Below are 19,455 nucleotides of genomic sequence, written 5' to 3' on the forward strand. Positions count from 1 at the left end.
GGGACCCCAGACCAGTAGCGGGGGCAGGATTTGAACCTGCGACCTCTGGGTTATGAGCCCAGCGAGCTACCGAACTGCTCCACCCCGCGGTGATGGGTCAACTGTATGGGGTGGGGGGTGGTTAGGCAAACGGGTTCGGTTTGGGGGGTTGGAGGGCGGCGGTGCGGGCGGATACTGGCGGGCAGTGTTGTGTACGGCGCCTGTGTGACGGGAGGCCGCTGGTGGCGGATGTCTATGATCCTTTCGATCTGGGGTTCCAGGCCGATCCTTATCCGGCGTATCGGCGTCTCCGTGACGAGGAGCCTGTTCACCGCCATGAGGATCCGCCGTTTTGGGCGCTTTCTCGGTTCGCGGATGTCTGGGCGGCGACGCGGGATCCGGGCACGTTCTCGTCGGCGCGGGGTTTGACGTTCTATCCGGATGAGATCGGCACGCTGGGTCTGGCTCCGACGATCGTGATGTTGGATCCGCCGCGCCATACCGCTTTGCGGCGGCTGATCAGCCACGGTTTCACTCCTCGCCGTGTCGCGGCGATGGAGGGCCTGCTCCGCGGGTTCGTCCGGTCGCGGATCGCCGTGATGGAGCGGAAGGCGGCGGACGGCGGGATCCCTGACCTGCACCGGGATTTCTCGTCTCCGCTGCCGACGTACGCGCTGGCGCATCTGCTGGGTGTGCCGGAGGCGGATCGGGCCCGGTTCGACCCGTGGGTGTCGGCGCTGACGACCCTCCAGGACGAGGGTTTCGGCTTGCGGTCGCTGAAGAGCGAGGCGGTCGGGGCCGTGGCGGAGATGTTCGGGTACTTCACCGATGTGATCGCGGCGCGCCGCGCCGACCCGTCCGATGACCTGATCAGCGCGCTGGTGGCGGCGGAGCTGGACGGGGAGCGCCTCTCCGACTGGGACGTGCTCGGGTTCTGCTTCGTGATGGTCGCGGGCGGCAATGACACGACCGGCAACCTGATTTCGCACGGGGTGGCGCTGCTGGACGGCGACCATGCGCAGCGCGAGCGGCTCGTCGCGGACCCGTCTCTGATCCCGAACGCGCTGATGGAGTTCCTGCGCCTCGAAGGTTCGGTGCAGGCGCTGGCCAGGACGACGACCCGTCCGGTCATGCTGCACGGGACGGAGATCCCCGAGGGGGAGAAGGTGATGATGCTGTTCGGGTCGGCGAACCGGGACGAGCGCGAGTTCGGCCCGTCCGCCGACGAGCTGGACGTCACCCGGGAGATTCCGCGCCATCTGGGCTTCTCCAGCGGCGTCCATTTCTGCATCGGCTCGCATCTGGCGAAGCTCCAGGCCCGGGTGGCGCTGGAGGAGCTTCTCCAGGCCCACCCGGATGTCGGTGTGGACCTGGAAAGGTCCGAACGGATCTCGTCCCCGTTCACCCGCGGCTGGGTGTCGCTCCCGGCGACGGGCATCGGCGGGTCTTAGCCCATGTGGGGGTACCGGTAGTCGGTCGGCGGGACGAACGTCTCCTTGATGGAGCGCGGCGACGTCCAGCGCAGCAGGTTGAACACGGAGCCGGCCTTGTCGTTGGTGCCGGACGCCCGCGCGCCGCCGAACGGCTGCTGGCCCACCACGGCGCCGGTCGGCTTGTCGTTGATGTAGAAGTTGCCGGCCGCGTAGCGGAGCACTTCGGCGGTGTGGGCGGCGGCGGCGCGGTCGGTCGCGATGACGGCGCCGGTGAGCGCGTAGTCCGCGACGGACTCCATCTGGGCGAGCATCTCGTCGTACCGGTCGTCGTCGTAGACGTGGACGCCGAGGATCGGCCCGAAGTACTCGGTCCGGAAGATCTCGTTCTCGGGGTCGCCGGAGACGAGGACGGTGGGCCGGACGAAGTACCCGACGGAGTCGTCGTACGTCCCGCCCGCCACGATCTCGACGCCGGGGTCGGCCTGGGCCCGGTCGATCGCCGCCTTGCTCTTGGCGAACGCGCGCTCGTCGATGACCGCGCCCATGAAGTTGGACAGGTCCGCGACGTCTCCCATGGTGAGCCCGTCGACTTCGGCGGCCAGTTCCTCTTTGAACCCGCCGTCCCAGATCGACCGCGGGATGTAGGCCCGGGAGGCCGCCGAGCACTTCTGCCCCTGGTATTCGAACGCGCCCCGGACGAGCGCGGTCTTGAGCACGGCCCGGTCGGCGGACGGGTGCGCGACGACGAAGTCCTTGCCGCCGGTCTCCCCCACGATCCGCGGGTAGCCGCGGAACTTCTCGATGTTGTTCCCGACGGTCTTCCACAGGTGCCGGAACGTCGCGGTCGATCCGGTGAAGTGGATGCCGGCCAGTTCGGGGTGCTGGAGCGCGACGTCGGAGACGGCGAGCCCGTCGCCCGTCACCAGGTTGATGACTCCGGCCGGCAGGCCGGCCTCTTCGAGCAGCCGCATCAGCAGGACGGCGGAGTACGTCTGCGTCGGGGACGGCTTCCACACGACGACGTTGCCCATCAGAGCGGGCGCGGTCGGCAGGTTCCCGGCGATCGCGGTGAAGTTGAACGGGGTGATCGCGTAGACGAACCCTTCCAGCGGCCGGTGGTCGGAGCGGTTCCACACGCCGGGGCCGCTGATCGGCTGCTCGGCGAGGATCCGCCGGGCGTAGTGCACGTTGAAGCGCCAGAAGTCGACCAGTTCGCACGGGCTGTCGATCTCCGCCTGCTGGACGGTCTTGGACTGCCCGAGCATGGTGGCGGCCAGCAGCGTCTCCCGCCACGGCCCGGCGAGCAGGTCGGCGGCCCGCAGGAAGATCGCGGCGCGGTCGTCGAAGGACATCGCCCGCCAGGCCGGCGCGGCCTTCAGCGCGGCGTCGACGGCGTCCCGCGCGTCGTCCCGGGTGGCGGTGCCGAAGGTCCCGAGCACTGACGCGTGCCGGTGCGGCTGCACGACGGCGACTTTGGCGCCGGCGCCGAGCCGCCGCTCGCCCCCGATCGTCATGGGCAGGTCGATCGGCGCCTCCGCGGTCAGCTCGGCGAGCTTCGCCTCCAGCCGGGCCCGCTCGGCGCTGCCCGGCGCATACCCGCGCACCGGCTCGTTCACCGGCGTCGGGACGTTGGTCACGGCGTCCATGGAAATGGCCCTCCTTAGCGGGAGACGAACGAACGGAGAAAGAAGGCGAGGTTGGCGGGGCGTTCGGCCAGGCGCCGCATGAAGTAGCCGTACCAGTCGGCCCCGTACGGGACGTAGACGCGCACCCGGTGGGCCTCGGCGAGCCGCCGCTGCTCGGCGCCCCGGATCCCGTAGAGCATCTGGAACTCGTAGGACGAGGGCGGCCGCCCGGCGGCGAGCGCGAGCGCGATCTGGATGATCCGCGGGTCGTGGGTGGCGACCATCGGGTAGCCGTCGCCCTCCATCAGCAGCCGCAGCCCCCGCACGTAGGCGCGGTCGACCTCGCGGCGGCTCTGGTAGGCGACCGAGGCGGGTTCGGCGTAGGCGCCCTTCACCAGCCGGACGCGCGACCCCTCCCCCGCGAGGTCGCGCAGGTCCCCCGCGCTGCGCCGCAGCATCGCCTGGATCGCGACGCCCGCCCAGGGGAAGTCGCTGCGCAGCTTGCCGAGGGTCTCCAGCGTGGAGTCGACGGTGGTGTGGTCCTCCATGTCGAGCGTGACGGTCATGCCGGCCCGCCCCGCGGCGGCGCAGATGTCCCGCGCGTGGTCGAGCGCGAGTTCGCCCGGGAGGGCCTGGCCGAGCGCGGACAGCTTCACCGAGGCGTCGGCGCCGCCCGCGAGCCCGTGCTCCTCGAGCACCGCGAACATGCGCAGGTAGGCGTCCCGGGCCGCCTTCGCCTGCGCGGGCTCCCGGGTGTCCTCGCCCAGATGGTCGAGCGTGACGCTGAGCCCGGCGCCGCCGAGTTCCCGGACCGTCCCGAGCGCCGCCTCAAGATCGTCCCCGGCGACGAACCGGTCGACGACGCCCCTGGTGAGGGGCATGGACGTGACGAGGCCGCGCATCCGGTCGCTGCGCGCGGCGGCGAGGAGAAGAGGACCGAGCATGGGAGCCTCCAGCCTTCGAGGAACACCTCGAACGGTAGAAGCGGCGCCGCCGTCCCCCTACAGCCAAATGCCACTTTCATCCCGGCTACACTTCATACAGACGTATGAAGGGAGGCGTATGGCCCCCGACCTCCAGGACATCGTCGAGCAGGCGGCCGACCTCCTGCGCGCTCCCGCCACGCTGGAGGACCGCGACTTCCATCTCGTCGCCTACGCCGCCCACGGCGACACGATCGACCCCGTCCGGATGGACTCGATCCTGCACCGCCGCGCGTCCGAGGCCGTCCGCGCCCGCTTCGAACGCCACGGCATCGCCCGCGCCACGGGCCCGGTCCGCATCCCGGCCGACACGTCCCTCGGCCAGCTCGGCCGCCTCTGCCTGCCCGTCCGCTGGAACAACGTGACCTACGGCTACCTGTGGCTTCTCGACGACCAGGAAAGGATCACGAGCGCCCAGGCGGCCAAGGCGATGCCGCTCTGCGAACGGGCCGCCCTCCTCATGGCCCGCCAGGCCAGGGAACGCGACGACCTCGCGTGGAAGGTCGCCGATCTGCTCTCCACCTACCCCGAGACCCGCGCGCAGGCGGCGGACGACCTGTCCGGAGCCGCGGCTCCGGACACCCCGCTCACCGTCGCGGTCCTGCGGACGCCGTCCCCCGAGCCGCTCAATCCGTGGCAGCTCCACCACTCCGTCCTGACGACCGTCTGGCAGCGCGACCACGTCCTGGTGATCCCGGCTTCGACGCCCACCGCGCCCACCCTCGACAGGGCCCGCCGGCTCCTGGAGGAGCGCAACGGTCCAGTCCGGGCAGGGGTGTACTCCCCGTGCGCGACGTTGGAGGACGTCCACGAAGGCTGGCTCCGCGCCCGCATCGCGGCGCGTACCGCCGCCCCCGGCGAGACCCGCGACTGGGCGGACTTGGGCGCGCTCCGCCTCCTCCGCACAGCAGGCGACGAAGCCCTCGCCCAAACGACCCAGACCCCGGGCACCACCCGCCTGCTACAACACCCGGACCTGGCCGAAACGGCCCGCACCTACCTGGACCTGGCGGGCAGCGTCCAGCAAACGGCGAAGGCCCTGAACATCCACCGCCAGACCCTCTACCACCGCCTGCGCCGGATAGAAGACCTGACGGCCCTCTCCCTGACCAGCGGCCAGGACCGCCTGACCCTCCACCTGGCCCTGACCCTCGCCCCCCATCTGAGGCAGGACGGCTCCTAGCCTTCGGCCAGGGAGGCGTGGCGGTCGCGTAGCTCGCGCTTGAGGATCTTGCCGCTGGGGTTCTTCGGCAGCGAGTCGGCGAGCACCACGTACTTGGGGCGCTTGTACGACGCGAGGCGCCCGCGGGCGTGCGCGTCGACGTCGTCGACCGTCAGGGCGGCGCCGGGCTTGGGGACGACCACCGCGGTGACGGCCTCGATCCAGTGCGGGTGGCTGATGCCGAAGACGGCGACCTCGGCGACTCCGTCCAGCTCGTAGAGGGCCTCCTCGACCTCCCGGCTGGCGACGTTCTCCCCGCCCGTCTTGATCATGTCCTTCTTGCGGTCGACGACGGACAGGTAGCCGTCCTCGGTCATGATCCCGAGATCGCCGGAGTGGAACCAGCCGCCGCGGAACGCCTCGGCGGTCTTCTCCTCGTCCCGGTAGTAGCCGAGCGCCGCGTGCGGGCTGCGGTGGACGATCTCGCCGATCTCGCCCGGCGCCACGGGGTTCCCGTCGTCGTCCACGAGGATCGTCTCGACGTTGATGGACGCGCGGCCCGCGCTGCCGGCCCGCTCCAGCTGCTCGTGGGGGCGCAGGATGGTGGCGAGCGGCGCCATCTCCGTCTGCCCGTAGAAGTTCCAGAGCCGCACGTCCGGCAGCCGCCGCAGCAGCTCCCGCAGGACCTCCACCGGCATGGGCGAGGCCCCGTAGTAGCCCTTGCGCAGGCTGGAGAGGTCCCGGGTCTCGAAGTCGGGGTGCCGCAGCAGCGAGATCCACACCGTGGGCGGGCAGAAGAGCTTGGTGACCTTCTCCCGCTCGATCGTCTCCAGCAGGGCGGCCGGCTCGGGCGACGGCAGGATGATGCTGGTCGCGCCGAGGTAGACGTCGACGGAGAAGAAGCAGTCGAGCTGCGCGCAGTGGTACATCGGCAGCGTGTGCACCTCGACGTCGTCGGCGCTCATCTCCCCGTCGATCACGCAGCTCACGTACTGGCTGATCAGCGACCGGCTGGACAGCATCACGCCCTTGGGCCGCGACTCGGTGCCGGAGGTGTACATGAGCCGGAGCGGATCGTCGTCGGCGACCAGCACGTCCGGCGCCGAGTCGGGCCCTTCACGCCACCAGGAGTCGACGTCCTCCCATCCGTCGGCGGCCGCGGCCCCCGACAGCGGGATCCACCCCCGCACGCCGCCCTCGACACCGGCGGTGGCGAGGGCCTTCTCCGCCGTGGGGGCCAGCGCGTCCTCCGCGATGATCCCGGACGCCCCGGAGTGCCCGACGATGTAGGCGACCTCGTCGGCGGTGAGCATGAAGTTGACGGGCACGAGCACCACGCCGAGCTTCGCCGTCGCGAACGCGATCACCGCGTACTGCCAGCAGTTGTGGCTGAGCAGCGCGATGCGGTCGCCCTTGCCCACTCCGCGCGCGGCCAGCGCGTGCGCCGCCCGGTTGACCGCGGCGTCGAACTCCGCGTACGTGACCCGCAGATCCCCGCTGACGACGGCGAGCTTGTCCGGATACCGCCGCGCCGTCCGATGCAGCAGATCCCCCACCGAGTGCTGACGAGCACGAGCCACCGAGTCGGACAAGACCGCCACCTCCCCAACAAAAGCCCAGGTCAGCGGCATGCAACCACACCTGCCGCGCCTCCGCCACCCCCAAAAGGGGGTATCGGCGGGCCCGAAAGCAAGCTCACCCTTCGGGGTAGAAGAGGAACAGGGTGCACCCCTCCTCCGTCTGCGGAACGTGGCTGGATCCCGCCGGCGCATGGATGAACGACCCGGCCGGGTAGTCGCGCTCGCCGTCGTTGAAGACCCCGGACACCACGAAGACCTCCTCGGGGCCGGGTTCGTGCACGTCGACGCCCTCCCAGCAGCTGTTCGGGTCCATCTCCAGCACGTGCGCGGACGCGCCGCCGTCCCCTTTCCACAGCGACCGCACCCGTATCCCGGGGAAGATCTCGCGAACCGGCGCGTCCTGCACAGCGGACCACACATAGCCGGGCACCTGAGGCTCTGTCGAACTCATGGATCCACCTTGACGAAGCGCAGCACGACCTGCCGAGTGTCAGAAAAGACATTGAGCGGTACTTTTCTGCCATGCACCGAGTCGTCGCCCTGGTCCGCCCGCGGCAGTCGACGTTCGAACTGGGCTGCGCGGCCGAGGTTTTCGGGACGCCGCGTCCCGACCTCCCCGACCGCTACACGTTCACCGTGTGCGCGGAGCAGCCAGGCCCGATCACCACGCTCGCCGGCTACTCCATGCACGTGCCCGACGGCTTGGAGGCATTGGACGAAGCGGACACGGTGCTGATCCCGGGCTGGCTTCCCCCGGCCGAGCCCCCGTCCCCCACCTTGGCCGACGCTATCCGGCGTGCCCACGAACGAGGGGCACGGTTGGTCTCCATCTGCACAGGCGCCTTCGGGCTGGCGCACACCGGCCTGCTGGACGGAAGGCGAGCGACCACGCACTGGGCGCGCACAGCCGAACTGGCCGAACGCTTCCCCGCCGTCAAGGTCGACCCGGACGTCCTCTATGTGGACGACGGCGACATAGCGACGAGCGCGGGCGCAGGCGCGGGCATCGACCTCTGCCTGCACCTGGTACGCACCGACCAGGGCGCGAGCTACGCCGCACACCTGGCCCGGAGCATGGTCATGCCCCCACACCGCGAGGGCGGCCAGCTGCAGTACGCGGCACCCCCGCACCCGACCCAGATGGACGGCTCCCTAGCCCCGCTACTCGAGTGGGCGACCACCCACCTGGCAGCCCCCTTGACCGTGGAAACGCTGGCGGCCCGAGCAGGAGTCTCCCCCCGAACACTGGCCCGCCGTTTCACAGACCAACTAGGCGTCCCCCCAGGCCAGTGGCTACTGACGCAACGAATAACGGCAGCCCGCCAGCTACTGGAAACGACGGACCTCCCGTTGGAGGCCATAGCCCACCGAGTGGGCCTGTCCTCGGCCACGAACCTGCGCAGACGCTTCCAAAAGGCCCTAGGAACAACCCCAGGCGCCTACAGAAGAGCGTTCAATCCCCACCACCCCTTCTAGGGGCCGAAGCACCTGCAACCGGCCGACCACCCAGATCATGGGCAGGAGTCAAAGCGGCAGAGGCACAGAGACCCGAAGCCCGCGGAAGGCCAGGACGGAAGCCTGCGGGAGGCCAGGACCGAAACCACGGTGGGCGAGGGGCGAAGCCCCAACGGGGGACAGGGGCGGAGCCCCGGGGGCGGGCGGGTGGGGGGCGGGCGGCGGAACCGGGGGGCTCCGGGGGGTCGCCCCCCGGACGACATGCGAAGAGTCCCCAGGGAAGCCGCCAGAGGCGGCGACCAGGGGACCCCAGACCAGTAGCGGGGGCAGGATTTGAACCTGCGACCTCTGGGTTATGAGCCCAGCGAGCTACCGAACTGCTCCACCCCGCGGTGATGTTTCAAGTCTATGCCATGGCGGGGGGTGGTTCGGTCGGGCGGCGTCATTTGGTGCAGGCGGGGACGTCGCCTTTGCCGGATGTGAGGGCGTTGATGGCTTGGATGCTGCTGTGGAGGGTGTCGGCGCGGACGAGGCGGAGGCCGCCGGGGCGGGCGTCGAGGGCGTCGGCGCAGTTGTCCTTGGGGGTGAGGAAGACGGTGGCGCCGGCTTTGCGGGCGGCGATCATCTTCTGCTGGATGCCGCCGATGGGGCCGACTTCGCCTTTGGGGGTGATGGTGCCGGTGCCGGCGATGAATTTGCCCTGGGTGAGGGGGCCGGGGGTGAGTTTGTCGTAGATGGCGAGGGAGAACATGAGGCCGGCGGAGGGGCCGCCGATGTCGCCGATGCTGATGTCGATCTTGAAGGGGAATTTGTACTGGTCGGACAGGACGATGCCGACGACGGCGCGTTTGCCGGCGGGGTCGGCGACGGTCTTGAGGGCGGCCTTCTGCTCCTTGCCGGCGCGCTTGTAGGTCAGCGTGACGGTGTCGCCGATCTTGTGCTTGGCCATGGCGCCGGTGATCTGGGAGACGCTGGTGGTCTCGGCGCCGTCGAGCGCGGTGATCTCGTCGCCGGGTCTGAGGACGCCGTCGGCGGGGCGTCCTTTCTGGACGCCGTCGACGACGACGCGGGTGGTGACGGGGATGCCGAGTTCGTGGAGGGCGGCGGCTTCGGCGTTCTGCTGGGAGTCCTGCATCGCCCGGGTGTTCTCCTGGTCGACCTCTTTGGGCGACTCGTCCTTGGGGAAGATCGTCTCTTCGGGGACGATGGCGGTGTCGCCGTCGAGCCAGCCGCGGAGGGCGGTGAAGAGGTCGATGCGGCCGCCGGGGCCGCCGCGGTAGGTGACGGTGGTGAAGTTCAGGTTGCCCTGGTCGGGGTAGGTCTTGCGGCCTTCGATGCGGATGAGGGGCTGGCCTTTGTCGTTCGTGCCGAGGGTGTTGCTCGTGGGTCCGGGCATGAGCGCGACGTAGGGGACGCGCATGACGGAGCCGATGGCGGCGAGCACGAGGACGAGCACGCTCGCGACGGTGAGCGTGGCGGCACGGCGAGACATGCCGGAAACTCTATGCGGTCGGGGGGCTCAGCAGGCTCCGACCCACTCGTCGTCCCCGTCGGCGAAGGTCTGGTGCTTCCAGATGGGGACGTTGGCCTTGAGGTCGTCGATGAGGCTGCGGCAGGCGGCGAACGCTTCGGCGCGGTGGGCGGAGGACGCGGCGACGACGACGGCGATGTCGCCGATCTCGAGGGCGCCGACGCGGTGGACGGCGGCGAGGCCGAGGACGGGGTGGTCGGCGGCGACCTTCTCCATGACGGCGCGCAGTTCCCGTTCGACGGTGGGGTGGGCGCTGTAGGAGAGGCGGCTGACGGCGCGGGCGTGGTCGTGGTCGCGGACGGTGCCGGCGAAGACGGCGATGCCGCCGGCGCCGGGGGCGCCGACGGCGGCGTACGCCTCGTCGATGGACAGGGGCGTCTCGCGGACGCCGATCAGCCGGATGACGTCCTCGCCCGCAACGCTTTGGGTCACGTCCCGCAGGCTACCTCGCCGGGAGCGGCCTATGGCCGCGGGGACGCGCCGGGTTCGTCGGGTTCGAAGGTGGCGGCGAGCGCTTCGGCGAGGGCGGGGACGAGGTCGGGCCCGGCGAGGACCTCGTCGTCGCTGTCGTGGCGGCGCAGGCGGAGGGCGGAGTGCCGGGCGCCGTCGCGGAGGACGCCGACGACCATGCGCACGTCTTCCCGCTGCGGGTGGGACGCGGCGAACTCGGCGGCTTCGGCCTCGTCTTCGGGGATGTCGTCCTCGACGCCGGGCGGCAGGACGACGCGTTCCATGACGAGGGCGCAGCCTTCGACGGCGTCGGGCCAGGCGATGGAGGCGAGGGAGTCCTCGATGGCGTCTCTCTCCGGGAGGGCCGGCTGTTCGAGGGCGGCGAGGGTGTCGGCGTCGGGGGCTAGGCCGAGCTGGTCGGCGAGTTCGGGTTCGGCGCGGCGGAGCTCGGTGCTCCGGACGAGGGCGTAGAGGCGGGGCGCGCTGTCCCAGCCCTCCTGGGCCGAATGACGTTCCAGGTCCAGCACGACTTCTTCCAGAAGGCTCACGGGCCCATCTTTCCCCCAATCGGGACCTGGAAATGCCGGAACCTCCGCGGCAGTCGGTAAGTTGCATCTACAGCACCGGCGGGCTGCCGGTGAGCGAGACCTCGATCGGAGGGGCCGACTTGACGTTCCGGACTCCCGCTTTCGGGCGCCGGCTCGGTACCGGACGGACGCGGCTGGTCCTGCCGGTTCTGGTGGTACTGGCCGTGCTGCTGGTCGTCTTCATGATCTTCACGACGACGTACACGAACCTGCTGTGGTACCGCTCCATCGGCTTCTCGTCCGTCTACACGACGCAGCTGCAGGCGAAGATCGCCCTGTTCTTCGGGGCGGGCCTGCTGATGACGCTGGTGGTGGGCGCGAACATACTGATCGCCTCCCGGCTGCGTCCGGCGTACCGGCCGCTGTCGGTGGAGCAGCAGGGCCTGGAGCGCTACCGCGCGGTGATCGATCCGCGGCGGCGGCTGATCTCCTTCGTGCTGCTGGGCCTGCTGGGCGTGCTCACGGGCTCGTCGGTGGCGGGCCAGTGGCCGGTGTGGCTGGCGTTCCTGAACCGGACGCCGTTCGGCGTGGAGGATCCGCAGTTCCACAAGGACGTGTCGTTCTACGTCTTCACGTATCCGTTCCTGCGGCTGGTCCTCGGTGTGGTGTTCGCCACGGTGATCCTGTCGATCCTGGCCGCGGTGATGGTGCACTACCTGTACGGGGGGCTGCGGCTGCAGGGGCCGGGCGACAAGGCGAGCCCGTCCGCGCGGGCGCACCTGTCGGTGCTCTTCGGGGTGTTCATCCTGCTGAAGGCGGTCGCGTACTGGTTCGACCGGTACGGCCTGGTGCATTCGGAACGCGGGGTGACGACCGGCGCGTCCTACACGGACGTCAACGCCCTGCTGCCCGCGAAGACGATCCTGTTCGTCATAGCGCTGCTGTGCGCCGTGATGTTCTTCAGCAACCTGCTGCGCCGCGGCATGATGCTGCCGGGCGTCGGGTTCACCCTGCTGGTGCTGTCGGCGATCCTGCTGGGCGGCGTGTACCCGCTGCTGATCCAGCAGTTCCAGGTGAAGCCGGACGAGCTGGCCAAGGAGCGCCAGTTCATCGCGCGCAACATCAAGTTCACCCGCGCGGCCTACGGGGTGGACGGCGCGAAGGTGGTCCCGTACGGGTCGCAGCCCGTGACGGACAAGAAGAAGCTGCGGGAGGACGCCGACAAGCTCACCGACGGCGGCGTCCGCGTCCTCGACCCGAACGTGGTCGGCGAGACGTTCCAGCAGCTGCAGCGGATCCGCCCGTTCTACCAGTTCCCGGACACGCTCGACGTGGACCGCTACCAGGTGGACGGCAAGACGGTCGACACGATCGTCGCGCTGCGGGAGCTGTCGGGCGCCCCGGCGGGGCAGCGCAGCTGGATCAAGGACCACATGGTCTACACGCACGGCTACGGCTTCGTGTCGGCCTACGGCGACCGGTTCGACTCGCGGGAGCCGGACTTCATCACCCGCGACATGCCGGCGTCCCAGAACCAGCAGATCAAGGTGGCGCAGCCGGAGATCTACTTCGGCGAGCGCTCGCCGGAGTACTCGGTGGCCGGGGGGCGCGGCCAGCAGGAGCTGAACTACCCCGACAACAGCGCCTCGGGGCAGCAGAGCAGCACCTATGAGGGGCAGGGCGGCGTCCGCATCGACTCGTTCTTCCGCAAGCTGCTGTACGCGGCGAAGTTCCAGGACAAGAACCTGCTGCTGTCCGGCGCGATCAACCAGGACGCCAAGATCCTCTACAACCGGTCGCCGCGCGAGATGGTGCAGAAGGCCGCGCCGTGGCTCACGCTGGACGGCGACCCGTACCCGGCGGTGGTGAACGGGCGCATCCTGTGGATCGTGGACGGCTACACGACGTCCAGCAGCTACCCGTACTCGGAGCGGATGAGCCTCGGGGACGCGACCCGCGACACCATCACCGACACCCGGTCGGCGGTGGCGCAGCAGGCGAACGACCACATCAACTACATGCGGAACTCGGTGAAGGCCACCGTCGACGCCTACGACGGCAGCGTTCACCTGTACCAGTGGGACGAGAACGACCCGGTGACCAAGACGTGGATGAAGGTGTTCAAGGACACCGTCCAGCCGCGCTCGTCGATCCCGCCGGAGCTGGAGGCCCACTTCCGCTACCCGCAGGACCTGTTCAAGGTGCAGCGGAAGATCCTCACCAAGTACCACGTGACGGACCCGTCCGCGTTCTACAACGGCGAGGGCTTCTGGGAGGTCCCGCAGGACCCGACGGTGAGGGGCAAGCGGCAGCCGCCCTACTACCAGAGCCTGCGGATGCCCGGCCAGGACAGCCAGTCGTTCGCGCTGACGACGGTGTTCAACCCGCGCAACAACCCGCAGCTGGCGGCGTTCATGGCGGTGGGGTCGACGCCGGGGCGCGACTACGGGCAGATCCAGATCCTGCAGATGCCGCGCAACGCGCAGCCGGCCGGGCCGGGCCAGGTGCAGAACTCGTTCGAGACCGACTCGAAGGTGAAGAACGACCTGTTCGCACTGCGGCAGGGCGGCACGAAGACCGTCGCCGGCAACCTGCTGACGATCCCGTTCGGCGGCGACCTGCTGTACGTGGAGCCGATGTACACCAAGGCGTCGGGCGGCAAGGAGCAGCAGCCGTACCCGATCCTCGGCAAGATCCTCGTGCGGTACGGGGAGAGCATCGCGGCCGCGGACACCTTCGCCGACGCGCTCGACCAGGTCCTCGGCGGGACGGGCTCCGGCCCGCAGGCCCCGGCGCAGCAGGGCGCGCCGCCCGGCGGCGAGCTGAGCGCGGCGGCGCAGAAGGCGATCAACGACCTGAACAAGGCCGTGACGGACTACGAGAACGCGCAGAAGAAGGGCGACTACCCGGGCATGGGCGACGCCTGGAAGCGGATCAAGGACGCGCAGGCGGCGCTGGCCGCCGCGGGCAAGGCCGCCCCGAAGGCGTCGCCGAGCCCGTCGCCGTCCCCGAGCGCGACGCCGAGCGCCACACCGTCGTCGAGCTGACGCCCGGCTCCGCCCGGGCCGGGCGGGGCGGGGCGCCGGCGCGCGGCCCGGGCTACCTGCGGCGCTTGCGGGCGCGGCGGATGGCGGCGGCGGCGCCGATCGCGGCGACGGTGGCGCCCGCGGCGGTCGCCACCGTGGCCTCCTTGCCGCCGACGCGGCGGCCGACGACGGCGTGCCGCCCCGCGGTCTCCTCCATCGCGACGCGCAGGGCGGCGGCGTTGTCGTACATGGGCTTCCAGCCGGCGGCGCGGAGCCGGGCGCAGTCGACGACCCACGGGTAGGCGACGTAGTGCAGGTCGGTGGCGGGCGCGGGGGTCATGCCGAGCCGGTGCAGCCGCTGCGCCATGCCGAAGGTGAGCGCGGCGGGCAGCTCGAAGCTGCGCTTGCCGGTGATCTCGGCGACCTCCTCGGGGCCGAGCCAGCCCTCGCCGCCGACGGCGACGGGGCCCCGCACGCCCTCGGTGACGACGACGTCCAGCGCGGAGGCGAGGTCCTCGATGTGGCAGAACTGCCAGCCGGGGGTGCTGCCCTTGACCGACAGCAGCCGCGGCGCCTCGAAGTGGCGGGTGACCACGGTGTCGACGCCGGGCCCGACGACCGCGGCGGGGCGGACGACGGTGACGTCCAGGCCGGGGTGGGTGACGGGCGCGGTCGCGGCCAGCTCCTCCATCTCCAGGTAGTCGCCGGCGATGCTGGTGCTGGCCTCGGCGAGCAGCGGCGCGTCCTCGCTCAGCGGCACCTCGTTGCCGGGCCCCGCCCCGTACACCATCGCGGAGGTGACGAGGACCACCCGGCGGACGCGGGCGGCCGCGGCGGCGGTGACGACCGTCTGGGCGCCGCGGACGTTGTGGGTGCGGCGCTCGCGCGGGTCCGCGTCCGGGGACCGCTCGATGTCGAGGTTGACGATGACGTCCACGTCGGAGAGCCGCCCCGAAAGCAGCGGGTCGCGGATGTCGGTGACGCGCCAGGTGACGCCGGGCACGTCGCCGCGCTGCCCGTCGATGGCGACGACCTTGCGGATCTCTTCCCGTCCGGCGAGCCGGGCGGCCAGCAGCCGCCCCGCCCCGGACGCGGCGCCGGTGACGGCGACGACCGGGGCCTTGCTACGCCGAGGGCGAACCTTGCCCGTTGCCACGGGGCTGCCCCCTTCCTTGAGTACGCGACCTTGCCGGGACCGGCTAACGTTGCGGATATGAGCCCATCATGCATCCCAGGGGCGATCCGATGAGCAACACTCCCTTCGGCTTCAACCGTCCCGGCGACGGAGACGACGACGACCGGCCCCAGGATCCATTCAAGGGCATGGGCGGCGACATGGCGCAGTTCGCCGACATGCTGCACCGGTTCGCCGACATGATCGGCGCGCAGGGCGCGGGCGGCGGGGCGGGCGGCCCGCTGAACTGGGATCTGGCCAAGAACATCGCGCGGCACACGGTGGTGGAGCAGGGCGACCCGTCGGTCGTCGACACCGAGCGGCGCCAGGTCGAGGAGGCGCTGCGCCTGGCCGACCTGTGGCTGGACGAGCGGACGACGCTGCCCGCCGGCATCCGCACGCCGCAGGCGTGGAGCAGGTCGGAGTGGATCGAGCAGACGCTCCCCGTGTGGGCGAAGGTGTGCGACCCGATCGCGACCCGGATGGTCGACTCGATGGGCGGAGCGCTCGGCGGCGGCGAGATCCCCGCCGACGTGCAGGCGATGGCCGGCCCGCTGATCGGCATGGTCAAGCAGATGGCCGGCGCGATGGTCGGCGGCCAGGCCGGGCAGGCGCTCGGCGCGCTGGCCCGCGAGGTCACCGGCTCGGTCGACGTGGGCCTGCCGCTCGCGCCGGACGGCGTCGGCGCGCTGCTGCCCGCGGGCGTCGAGGCGTTCGGTGAGGGCCTGGAGGTCTCCGCCGACGAGGTCCGGCTGTATCTGGCGCTGCGCGAGGCCGCCCACCAGCGGCTCTTCGCGCACGTCCCGTGGCTGCGCTCGCACCTGCTGGGCGCGGTGGAGGAGTACGCGCGCGGCATCACCGTCGACCTCTCGGGCATCGAGCAGGCCGTGCAGGGGCTCGACCTGAGCAACCCGGAGGCCCTCCAGGAGGCGCTCGGCGGCGAGATCCAGCTGCAGCCCGAGGAGACGCCGCGGCAGAAGGCGGCGCTGGCCCGGCTGGAGACGACGCTCGCGCTGGTCGAGGGCTGGGTCGACACGGTCGTGAACGAGGCCGCGGAGGGGCGGCTGCCCGGCTCGGTGAAGCTGGCCGAGGCGGTGCGGCGGCGCCGCGCCACCGGCGGCCCCGCCGAGCGGACGTTCGCGACGCTGGTCGGCCTGGAGCTGCGGCCCCGCCGCCTCCGCGAGGCGGCCGCGCTGTGGCGGTCGCTGGGCGAGGCGCGCGGCACGCAGGGCCGGGACGCGGTGTGGGATCACCCCGACCTGCTCCCGACCGCGGACGACCTCGACGACCCGGACGGCTTCGTGCACGGCCGCGACGAGATCGAGGGCCTGTCCGACCTGGACCTGACCAAGCTGACCAAGGCGCCCGACGAGGGCGGGGAGTCCGCGGAGAAGCCGGACGAGAAGCCGGACGACGAGAAGCCGGACGACGGGGGGCCCGGCGGCGGGCCCGGCCCGGACGACGGCGGGCCGCGCGCATGACCGGGCCGCGTCCGCCCCGGGTGAACGGCTGCCGCTACGCGCCCGGGTCGTCCACGAACGCCGTGCGGCGCCGTGTCGCGCGGGCGAGCCTGTGCTGGCAGCGCCCGATCGACCAGGAGCGCCGTCGCCGCCGCCCCGACAACTCCCGCTACCCCCGCGTGGGCCGCACATGACGCGGGCCGCCCGATGACCGCGCGGCGCGGGCTCCACCCGGCGCGGAGGGGCCGGTGACCCGGGGTTCACCGGCACCGGACGGCCTCTACGGCGATGCGGTGCGGGTGCTGGCGTCGTGGCGGGCGCCCGACGCCGGGCAGGAGCGGGTGCGGCGGGACTTCCTGCGGCATCTGGAGGAGCATCCGGCGGACGGGATGTGGCGCGCGTGCGCGGCCGGGCACATCACCGCCAGCACGGCCGTGCTGGACGCGTCCCGCTCCCGCGTGCTGCTGACCCTGCACGCGAAGGTCAAGGCGTGGCTCCAGCTCGGCGGGCACTGCGAGCCGGGCGACGCCACCCTCGCCGCGGCGGCGCTGCGTGAGGCGACGGAGGAGTCGGGCATCGCGGGCCTGCGGCTGCTCCCCGAACCCGTCAAGCTGGACCGGCACGCCGTCCGCTGCCATCCCGGCGGAACCTGGCACCTGGACGTCCAGTACGTCGCGATCGCCCCGGCGGGGGCCCGGCACGCGGTGTCGGACGAGTCGGACGACCTCGGCTGGTTCCCGGTGGACGACATCCCCGAGCCCACAGACGACGCCGTCCGCGACCTGGTGGCGCGCGCGGTCTCGCTGAGCCGCTGACGCGCACGGCCCCGTCCGGCCCGGTTCAGCGGCCCAGGGGGTGGCCTTGCAGGAGCGCGCGGGTGTTCTCCCAGCCTTCGAGGCCGGGGTCCAGGCGGCGCAGGTCGGCGAGGGTGCGCAGGCGGTGCCAGCCGGGGCCCTGCGGGACGAGGCCCGGGCGGGGCGCGGCGGCGCGGAGGCGCGCCAGGGCGTCCGGTGTGTCGAGGTCGACGTCGTGCAGGGCGGCGGCGAGCCAGCCGGGCAGGGGCAGGCGGGCGGCCAGGGCGACGAGCGTCCCGTCTTCGGCCCGGCAGGCGGCGGACGGGGCGCTGCCGACGGCGCGGAACAGCTTGCCGAGCAGCAGCGGCGGCAGGTCGGGGGCGTCCTGCGCGACGAGCGCGGCGGATCCGGCGCCCAGCGCGTGCAGCGCGGCGAACGCGCCGGCGAGGGTCGCCTCCCGGACGATCGGGGTGCCGGGCCAGGTGACCGCCTCGGCGTCCGGCTGGTCGGGCGGGTCGAGGACGAGCGCGGGCGTCACCAGGTCGAGCCCTGCGACGACCTCGTAGGTGTCTTCGAGCAGCGCGAGCCGGAACTCGCCGGGGTCGATCCCCGGCGGGACGTCCCTGGGGCGGGCGGGGAGCGAGAGCACCGCGGCGAAGCGGGCGGGCGCTCCGGGCGCCCGGTCGGGGGCGTCGGTCACCCGGCGGCCTCGTGCGGGTACTCCGCGCCCGGGTGCAGCCCGTCGCCGCGGTGGATGCCGTCCCCGGCGGCCTCGCCGTCGGGCGCGTCGGCCTCCAGCGGCAGGTGCGCGGCGGCGGCGACGCCCTCCAGGTAGCCGCGGGCGCGGTCGGCCTTCGGGTAGTTGCCGACCAGCTCCCAGAAGTCGGCGCCGTGCCCCGGGACGAGCAGGTGCGCCAGCTCGTGGACGAGGACGTAGTCGACCACCCAGCCCGGCATGCCGCGCAGCCGGGTGGACAGCCGGATCGTGCCGTCGTCCGGGGTGCAGGACCCCCAGCGGGTGCGCTGGTTGGCGACCCAGCGGACGCTGACCGGGTCGGCGCGGCCGTCCAGGTAGCGGCGGGACAGCTCGCGGGCGCGCGACTGGAGGTCGGCGTCGGTCGGCCGCCTGCGGCGCTCGCGCTCCTCGAGCCGTTCCAAGATGGTCGCGATCCACTGTTCCTCTTCGGCCTTGGTGAGCCTGGACGGAACCATCACCACCACCTTGTCGCCGTCGCGGTAGGCGGACACGGTTCGCCTGCGCCTGGCACTGCGGCGGACCTCAACATTAGGGGGCACGCTTGAACCGTACTCGAAATTTGCCCGCACCAAAGGGGGTGTTTGACGTCGCCGCAGGTCAGGCCCTATGTTTTGACCATCCCCCGGGGGCGTGTGGAATCTCCGCGCGCGTTTTACTCACCCGTGAATTGCGGGCTGCGCCGCTCCTTCCGGGCCGTCAGTCCTTCGATCATGTCGCGGGACGACATCGTCAGCGGCTGCGCGAGCGACTCCCAGCGCAGCGCCGCCTCCATGTCGGCGTGGCCGCCCCCGGAGAGCGCGACCTTGGTGAGCCGGGTCGCGATCGGCGCCTGCGCGGCGACCCGCGCGGCGACGGCGAGCGCCTCCTCCAGCAGGTCCGCGCGCGGGAAGGCCCGGTTGACCAGCCCGTTCGCGGCCGCCTCGGCGCCGGTGAGGACGCGTCCGGCCAGCAGCATCTCGCGGGCCAGCGGGAGCCCGGCGACCTCGGGGAACAGCCAGGTCGCGGCCATCCCGGGGTGCAGGCCGAGCGCGGTGAACGGGGCGAGGAGCTTGGCGTCGTCCGCGGCGTAGCGCAGGTCGCAGGCGAGGGCGAGGCAGAGCCCGGCGCCGACGGCGTGCCCGTTGACGGCGGCGATCGTCGGGACCTCCAGGCCGCGGATCAGCAGCCACGTCCGGTAGAACTCCAGCATGCGGTCGCGGAGCGGCGGGACGGAGACGGAGTTGGTGCCGGCCAGCCAGGACAGGTCGCCGCCGGAGCTGAACGCGCTGCCGGCGCCGGTGACGACGACGCAGCGCAGTCCCGCGTCGGCGCGCAGGCCGCCGATCGCTGCCTTCCACGCGGCGGTCATCTCGTCCGACATCGCGTTGCGGCGCCCGGGGTCGTTCAGCGTGAGGACGGCGACCCCGTCGGGGCGGCGTTCGACGAGCAGCGCGTCGGCGGAGTCTCCGGGCATGCCCCGCACGCTACCGAATCCCGTTCCGCCCGTGTCCCCCGGACCGCCCCCACCGCCGTGAGAAAG

The 19,455-nt window shown here is 71.8% G+C and carries 18 protein-coding genes and 2 tRNA genes; 7 read left to right on the plus strand and 13 right to left on the minus strand.

Going from position 1 to position 19,455, the window contains the following annotated elements:
- Positions 1–15 precede the first annotated feature (15 nt).
- Positions 16–89: transfer RNA gene (locus ABTW95_RS04345), tRNA-Met, on the minus strand.
- Positions 90–221: 132 nt separating this feature from the next.
- On the opposite strand from ABTW95_RS04345, the gene ABTW95_RS04350 reads away from it, so the two are divergent.
- Complete coding sequence (locus tag ABTW95_RS04350) at positions 222–1,430, plus strand: cytochrome P450 (protein ID WP_500224482.1); 1,209 nt, start codon at positions 222–224, stop codon at positions 1,428–1,430.
- Here the strand turns inward: ABTW95_RS04350 and pruA are convergent.
- Positions 1,427–3,058: an L-glutamate gamma-semialdehyde dehydrogenase gene (pruA, locus tag ABTW95_RS04355; RefSeq protein ID WP_500224485.1), complete on the minus strand. Its 1,632-nt coding sequence runs from the start codon at positions 3,056–3,058 to the stop codon at positions 1,427–1,429. The genes ABTW95_RS04350 and pruA overlap by 4 nt on opposite strands.
- Before the next feature lie 14 nt (positions 3,059–3,072).
- The gene (locus tag ABTW95_RS04360; RefSeq protein ID WP_500224486.1) at positions 3,073–3,981 is read right to left on the minus strand and encodes a proline dehydrogenase family protein; all 909 of its coding nucleotides are present in this window, start codon (positions 3,979–3,981) and stop codon (positions 3,073–3,075) included.
- Between the two features lie 118 nt (positions 3,982–4,099).
- On the opposite strand from ABTW95_RS04360, the gene ABTW95_RS04365 reads away from it, so the two are divergent.
- Positions 4,100–5,203 (plus strand): PucR family transcriptional regulator, encoded by a 1,104-nt coding sequence (locus ABTW95_RS04365; protein ID WP_500224489.1) that lies wholly within the window; start codon positions 4,100–4,102, stop codon positions 5,201–5,203.
- Here the strand turns inward: ABTW95_RS04365 and ABTW95_RS04370 are convergent.
- Positions 5,200–6,774 (minus strand): acyl-CoA synthetase, encoded by a 1,575-nt coding sequence (locus ABTW95_RS04370; RefSeq protein ID WP_500224490.1) that lies wholly within the window; start codon positions 6,772–6,774, stop codon positions 5,200–5,202. The genes ABTW95_RS04365 and ABTW95_RS04370 overlap by 4 nt on opposite strands.
- Positions 6,775–6,877: 103 nt before the next feature.
- Positions 6,878–7,213 (minus strand): cupin domain-containing protein, encoded by a 336-nt coding sequence (locus ABTW95_RS04375; RefSeq protein ID WP_396452795.1) that lies wholly within the window; start codon positions 7,211–7,213, stop codon positions 6,878–6,880.
- Positions 7,214–7,284: 71 nt separating this feature from the next.
- On the opposite strand from ABTW95_RS04375, the gene ABTW95_RS04380 reads away from it, so the two are divergent.
- On the plus strand, positions 7,285–8,238 hold the full coding sequence (locus ABTW95_RS04380; protein WP_500224492.1) for a helix-turn-helix domain-containing protein: 954 nt from the start codon (positions 7,285–7,287) through the stop codon (positions 8,236–8,238).
- A gap of 297 nt (positions 8,239–8,535) precedes the next feature.
- On the opposite strand, the gene ABTW95_RS04385 is transcribed toward ABTW95_RS04380, so the two are convergent.
- From ABTW95_RS04385 to ABTW95_RS04400, 4 genes are all read right to left on the minus strand, one after another.
- Positions 8,536–8,609, minus strand: a tRNA-Met gene (locus ABTW95_RS04385).
- 50 nt (positions 8,610–8,659) lie between these two features.
- Positions 8,660–9,709: a YlbL family protein gene (locus tag ABTW95_RS04390; protein ID WP_500224495.1), complete on the minus strand. Its 1,050-nt coding sequence runs from the start codon at positions 9,707–9,709 to the stop codon at positions 8,660–8,662.
- Between the two features lie 27 nt (positions 9,710–9,736).
- On the minus strand, positions 9,737–10,180 hold the full coding sequence (locus ABTW95_RS04395) for a molybdenum cofactor biosynthesis protein MoaE (RefSeq protein WP_500224496.1): 444 nt from the start codon (positions 10,178–10,180) through the stop codon (positions 9,737–9,739).
- Positions 10,181–10,209: 29 nt separating this feature from the next.
- Positions 10,210–10,746: a PPA1309 family protein gene (locus tag ABTW95_RS04400; RefSeq protein ID WP_396448996.1), complete on the minus strand. Its 537-nt coding sequence runs from the start codon at positions 10,744–10,746 to the stop codon at positions 10,210–10,212.
- 32 nt (positions 10,747–10,778) lie between these two features.
- Between ABTW95_RS04400 and ABTW95_RS04405 the strand changes: the two genes are divergently transcribed.
- A complete protein-coding gene (locus ABTW95_RS04405) occupies positions 10,779–13,772 on the plus strand; it encodes a UPF0182 family membrane protein (protein ID WP_500224497.1) in 2,994 nt (997 codons plus the stop codon).
- A 52-nt stretch (positions 13,773–13,824) separates the two neighbouring features.
- Here the strand turns inward: ABTW95_RS04405 and ABTW95_RS04410 are convergent, their stop codons facing one another.
- Positions 13,825–14,907 carry an NAD-dependent epimerase/dehydratase family protein gene (locus ABTW95_RS04410; RefSeq protein WP_500224500.1) on the minus strand — a complete coding sequence of 361 codons (1,083 nt, stop codon included), beginning with the start codon at positions 14,905–14,907 and terminating at the stop codon, positions 13,825–13,827.
- Between the two features lie 89 nt (positions 14,908–14,996).
- Between ABTW95_RS04410 and ABTW95_RS04415 the strand changes: the two genes are divergently transcribed.
- Genes ABTW95_RS04415 through ABTW95_RS04425 form a run of 3 tightly spaced genes read left to right on the plus strand, consistent with a single transcriptional unit; the run spans position 14,997 to position 17,200 of the window.
- Positions 14,997–16,406, plus strand: coding sequence for a zinc-dependent metalloprotease (locus ABTW95_RS04415; RefSeq protein WP_500224503.1), 1,410 nt, complete (start codon positions 14,997–14,999; stop codon positions 16,404–16,406).
- Positions 16,403–16,579 (plus strand): hypothetical protein, encoded by a 177-nt coding sequence (locus ABTW95_RS04420; protein ID WP_500224505.1) that lies wholly within the window; start codon positions 16,403–16,405, stop codon positions 16,577–16,579. Before ABTW95_RS04415 ends, ABTW95_RS04420 begins: the two co-directional genes overlap by 4 nt.
- A 54-nt stretch (positions 16,580–16,633) precedes the next feature.
- A complete protein-coding gene (locus ABTW95_RS04425) occupies positions 16,634–17,200 on the plus strand; it encodes an NUDIX hydrolase (RefSeq protein WP_500224506.1) in 567 nt (188 codons plus the stop codon).
- 25 nt (positions 17,201–17,225) lie between these two features.
- Here the strand turns inward: ABTW95_RS04425 and ABTW95_RS04430 are convergent, their stop codons facing one another.
- The 3 genes from ABTW95_RS04430 to ABTW95_RS04440 all read right to left on the minus strand — a co-directional run bounded on the left by ABTW95_RS04430 (position 17,226) and on the right by ABTW95_RS04440 (position 19,389).
- A complete protein-coding gene (locus ABTW95_RS04430) occupies positions 17,226–17,879 on the minus strand; it encodes a hypothetical protein (protein ID WP_396448991.1) in 654 nt (217 codons plus the stop codon).
- Positions 17,876–18,427, minus strand: a complete 552-nt coding sequence (locus tag ABTW95_RS04435; RefSeq protein ID WP_500224508.1) for a M48 metallopeptidase family protein — start codon at positions 18,425–18,427, stop codon at positions 17,876–17,878. The genes ABTW95_RS04430 and ABTW95_RS04435 overlap by 4 nt, the downstream gene beginning before the upstream one ends.
- A 161-nt stretch (positions 18,428–18,588) precedes the next feature.
- The gene (locus ABTW95_RS04440) at positions 18,589–19,389 is read right to left on the minus strand and encodes an enoyl-CoA hydratase/isomerase family protein (RefSeq protein ID WP_500224510.1); all 801 of its coding nucleotides are present in this window, start codon (positions 19,387–19,389) and stop codon (positions 18,589–18,591) included.
- Positions 19,390–19,455: the final 66 nt, after the last annotated feature.

The organism is Spirillospora sp. NPDC127506, assembly GCF_040302145.1.
Lineage (GTDB): Bacteria > Actinomycetota > Actinomycetes > Streptosporangiales > Streptosporangiaceae > Spirillospora.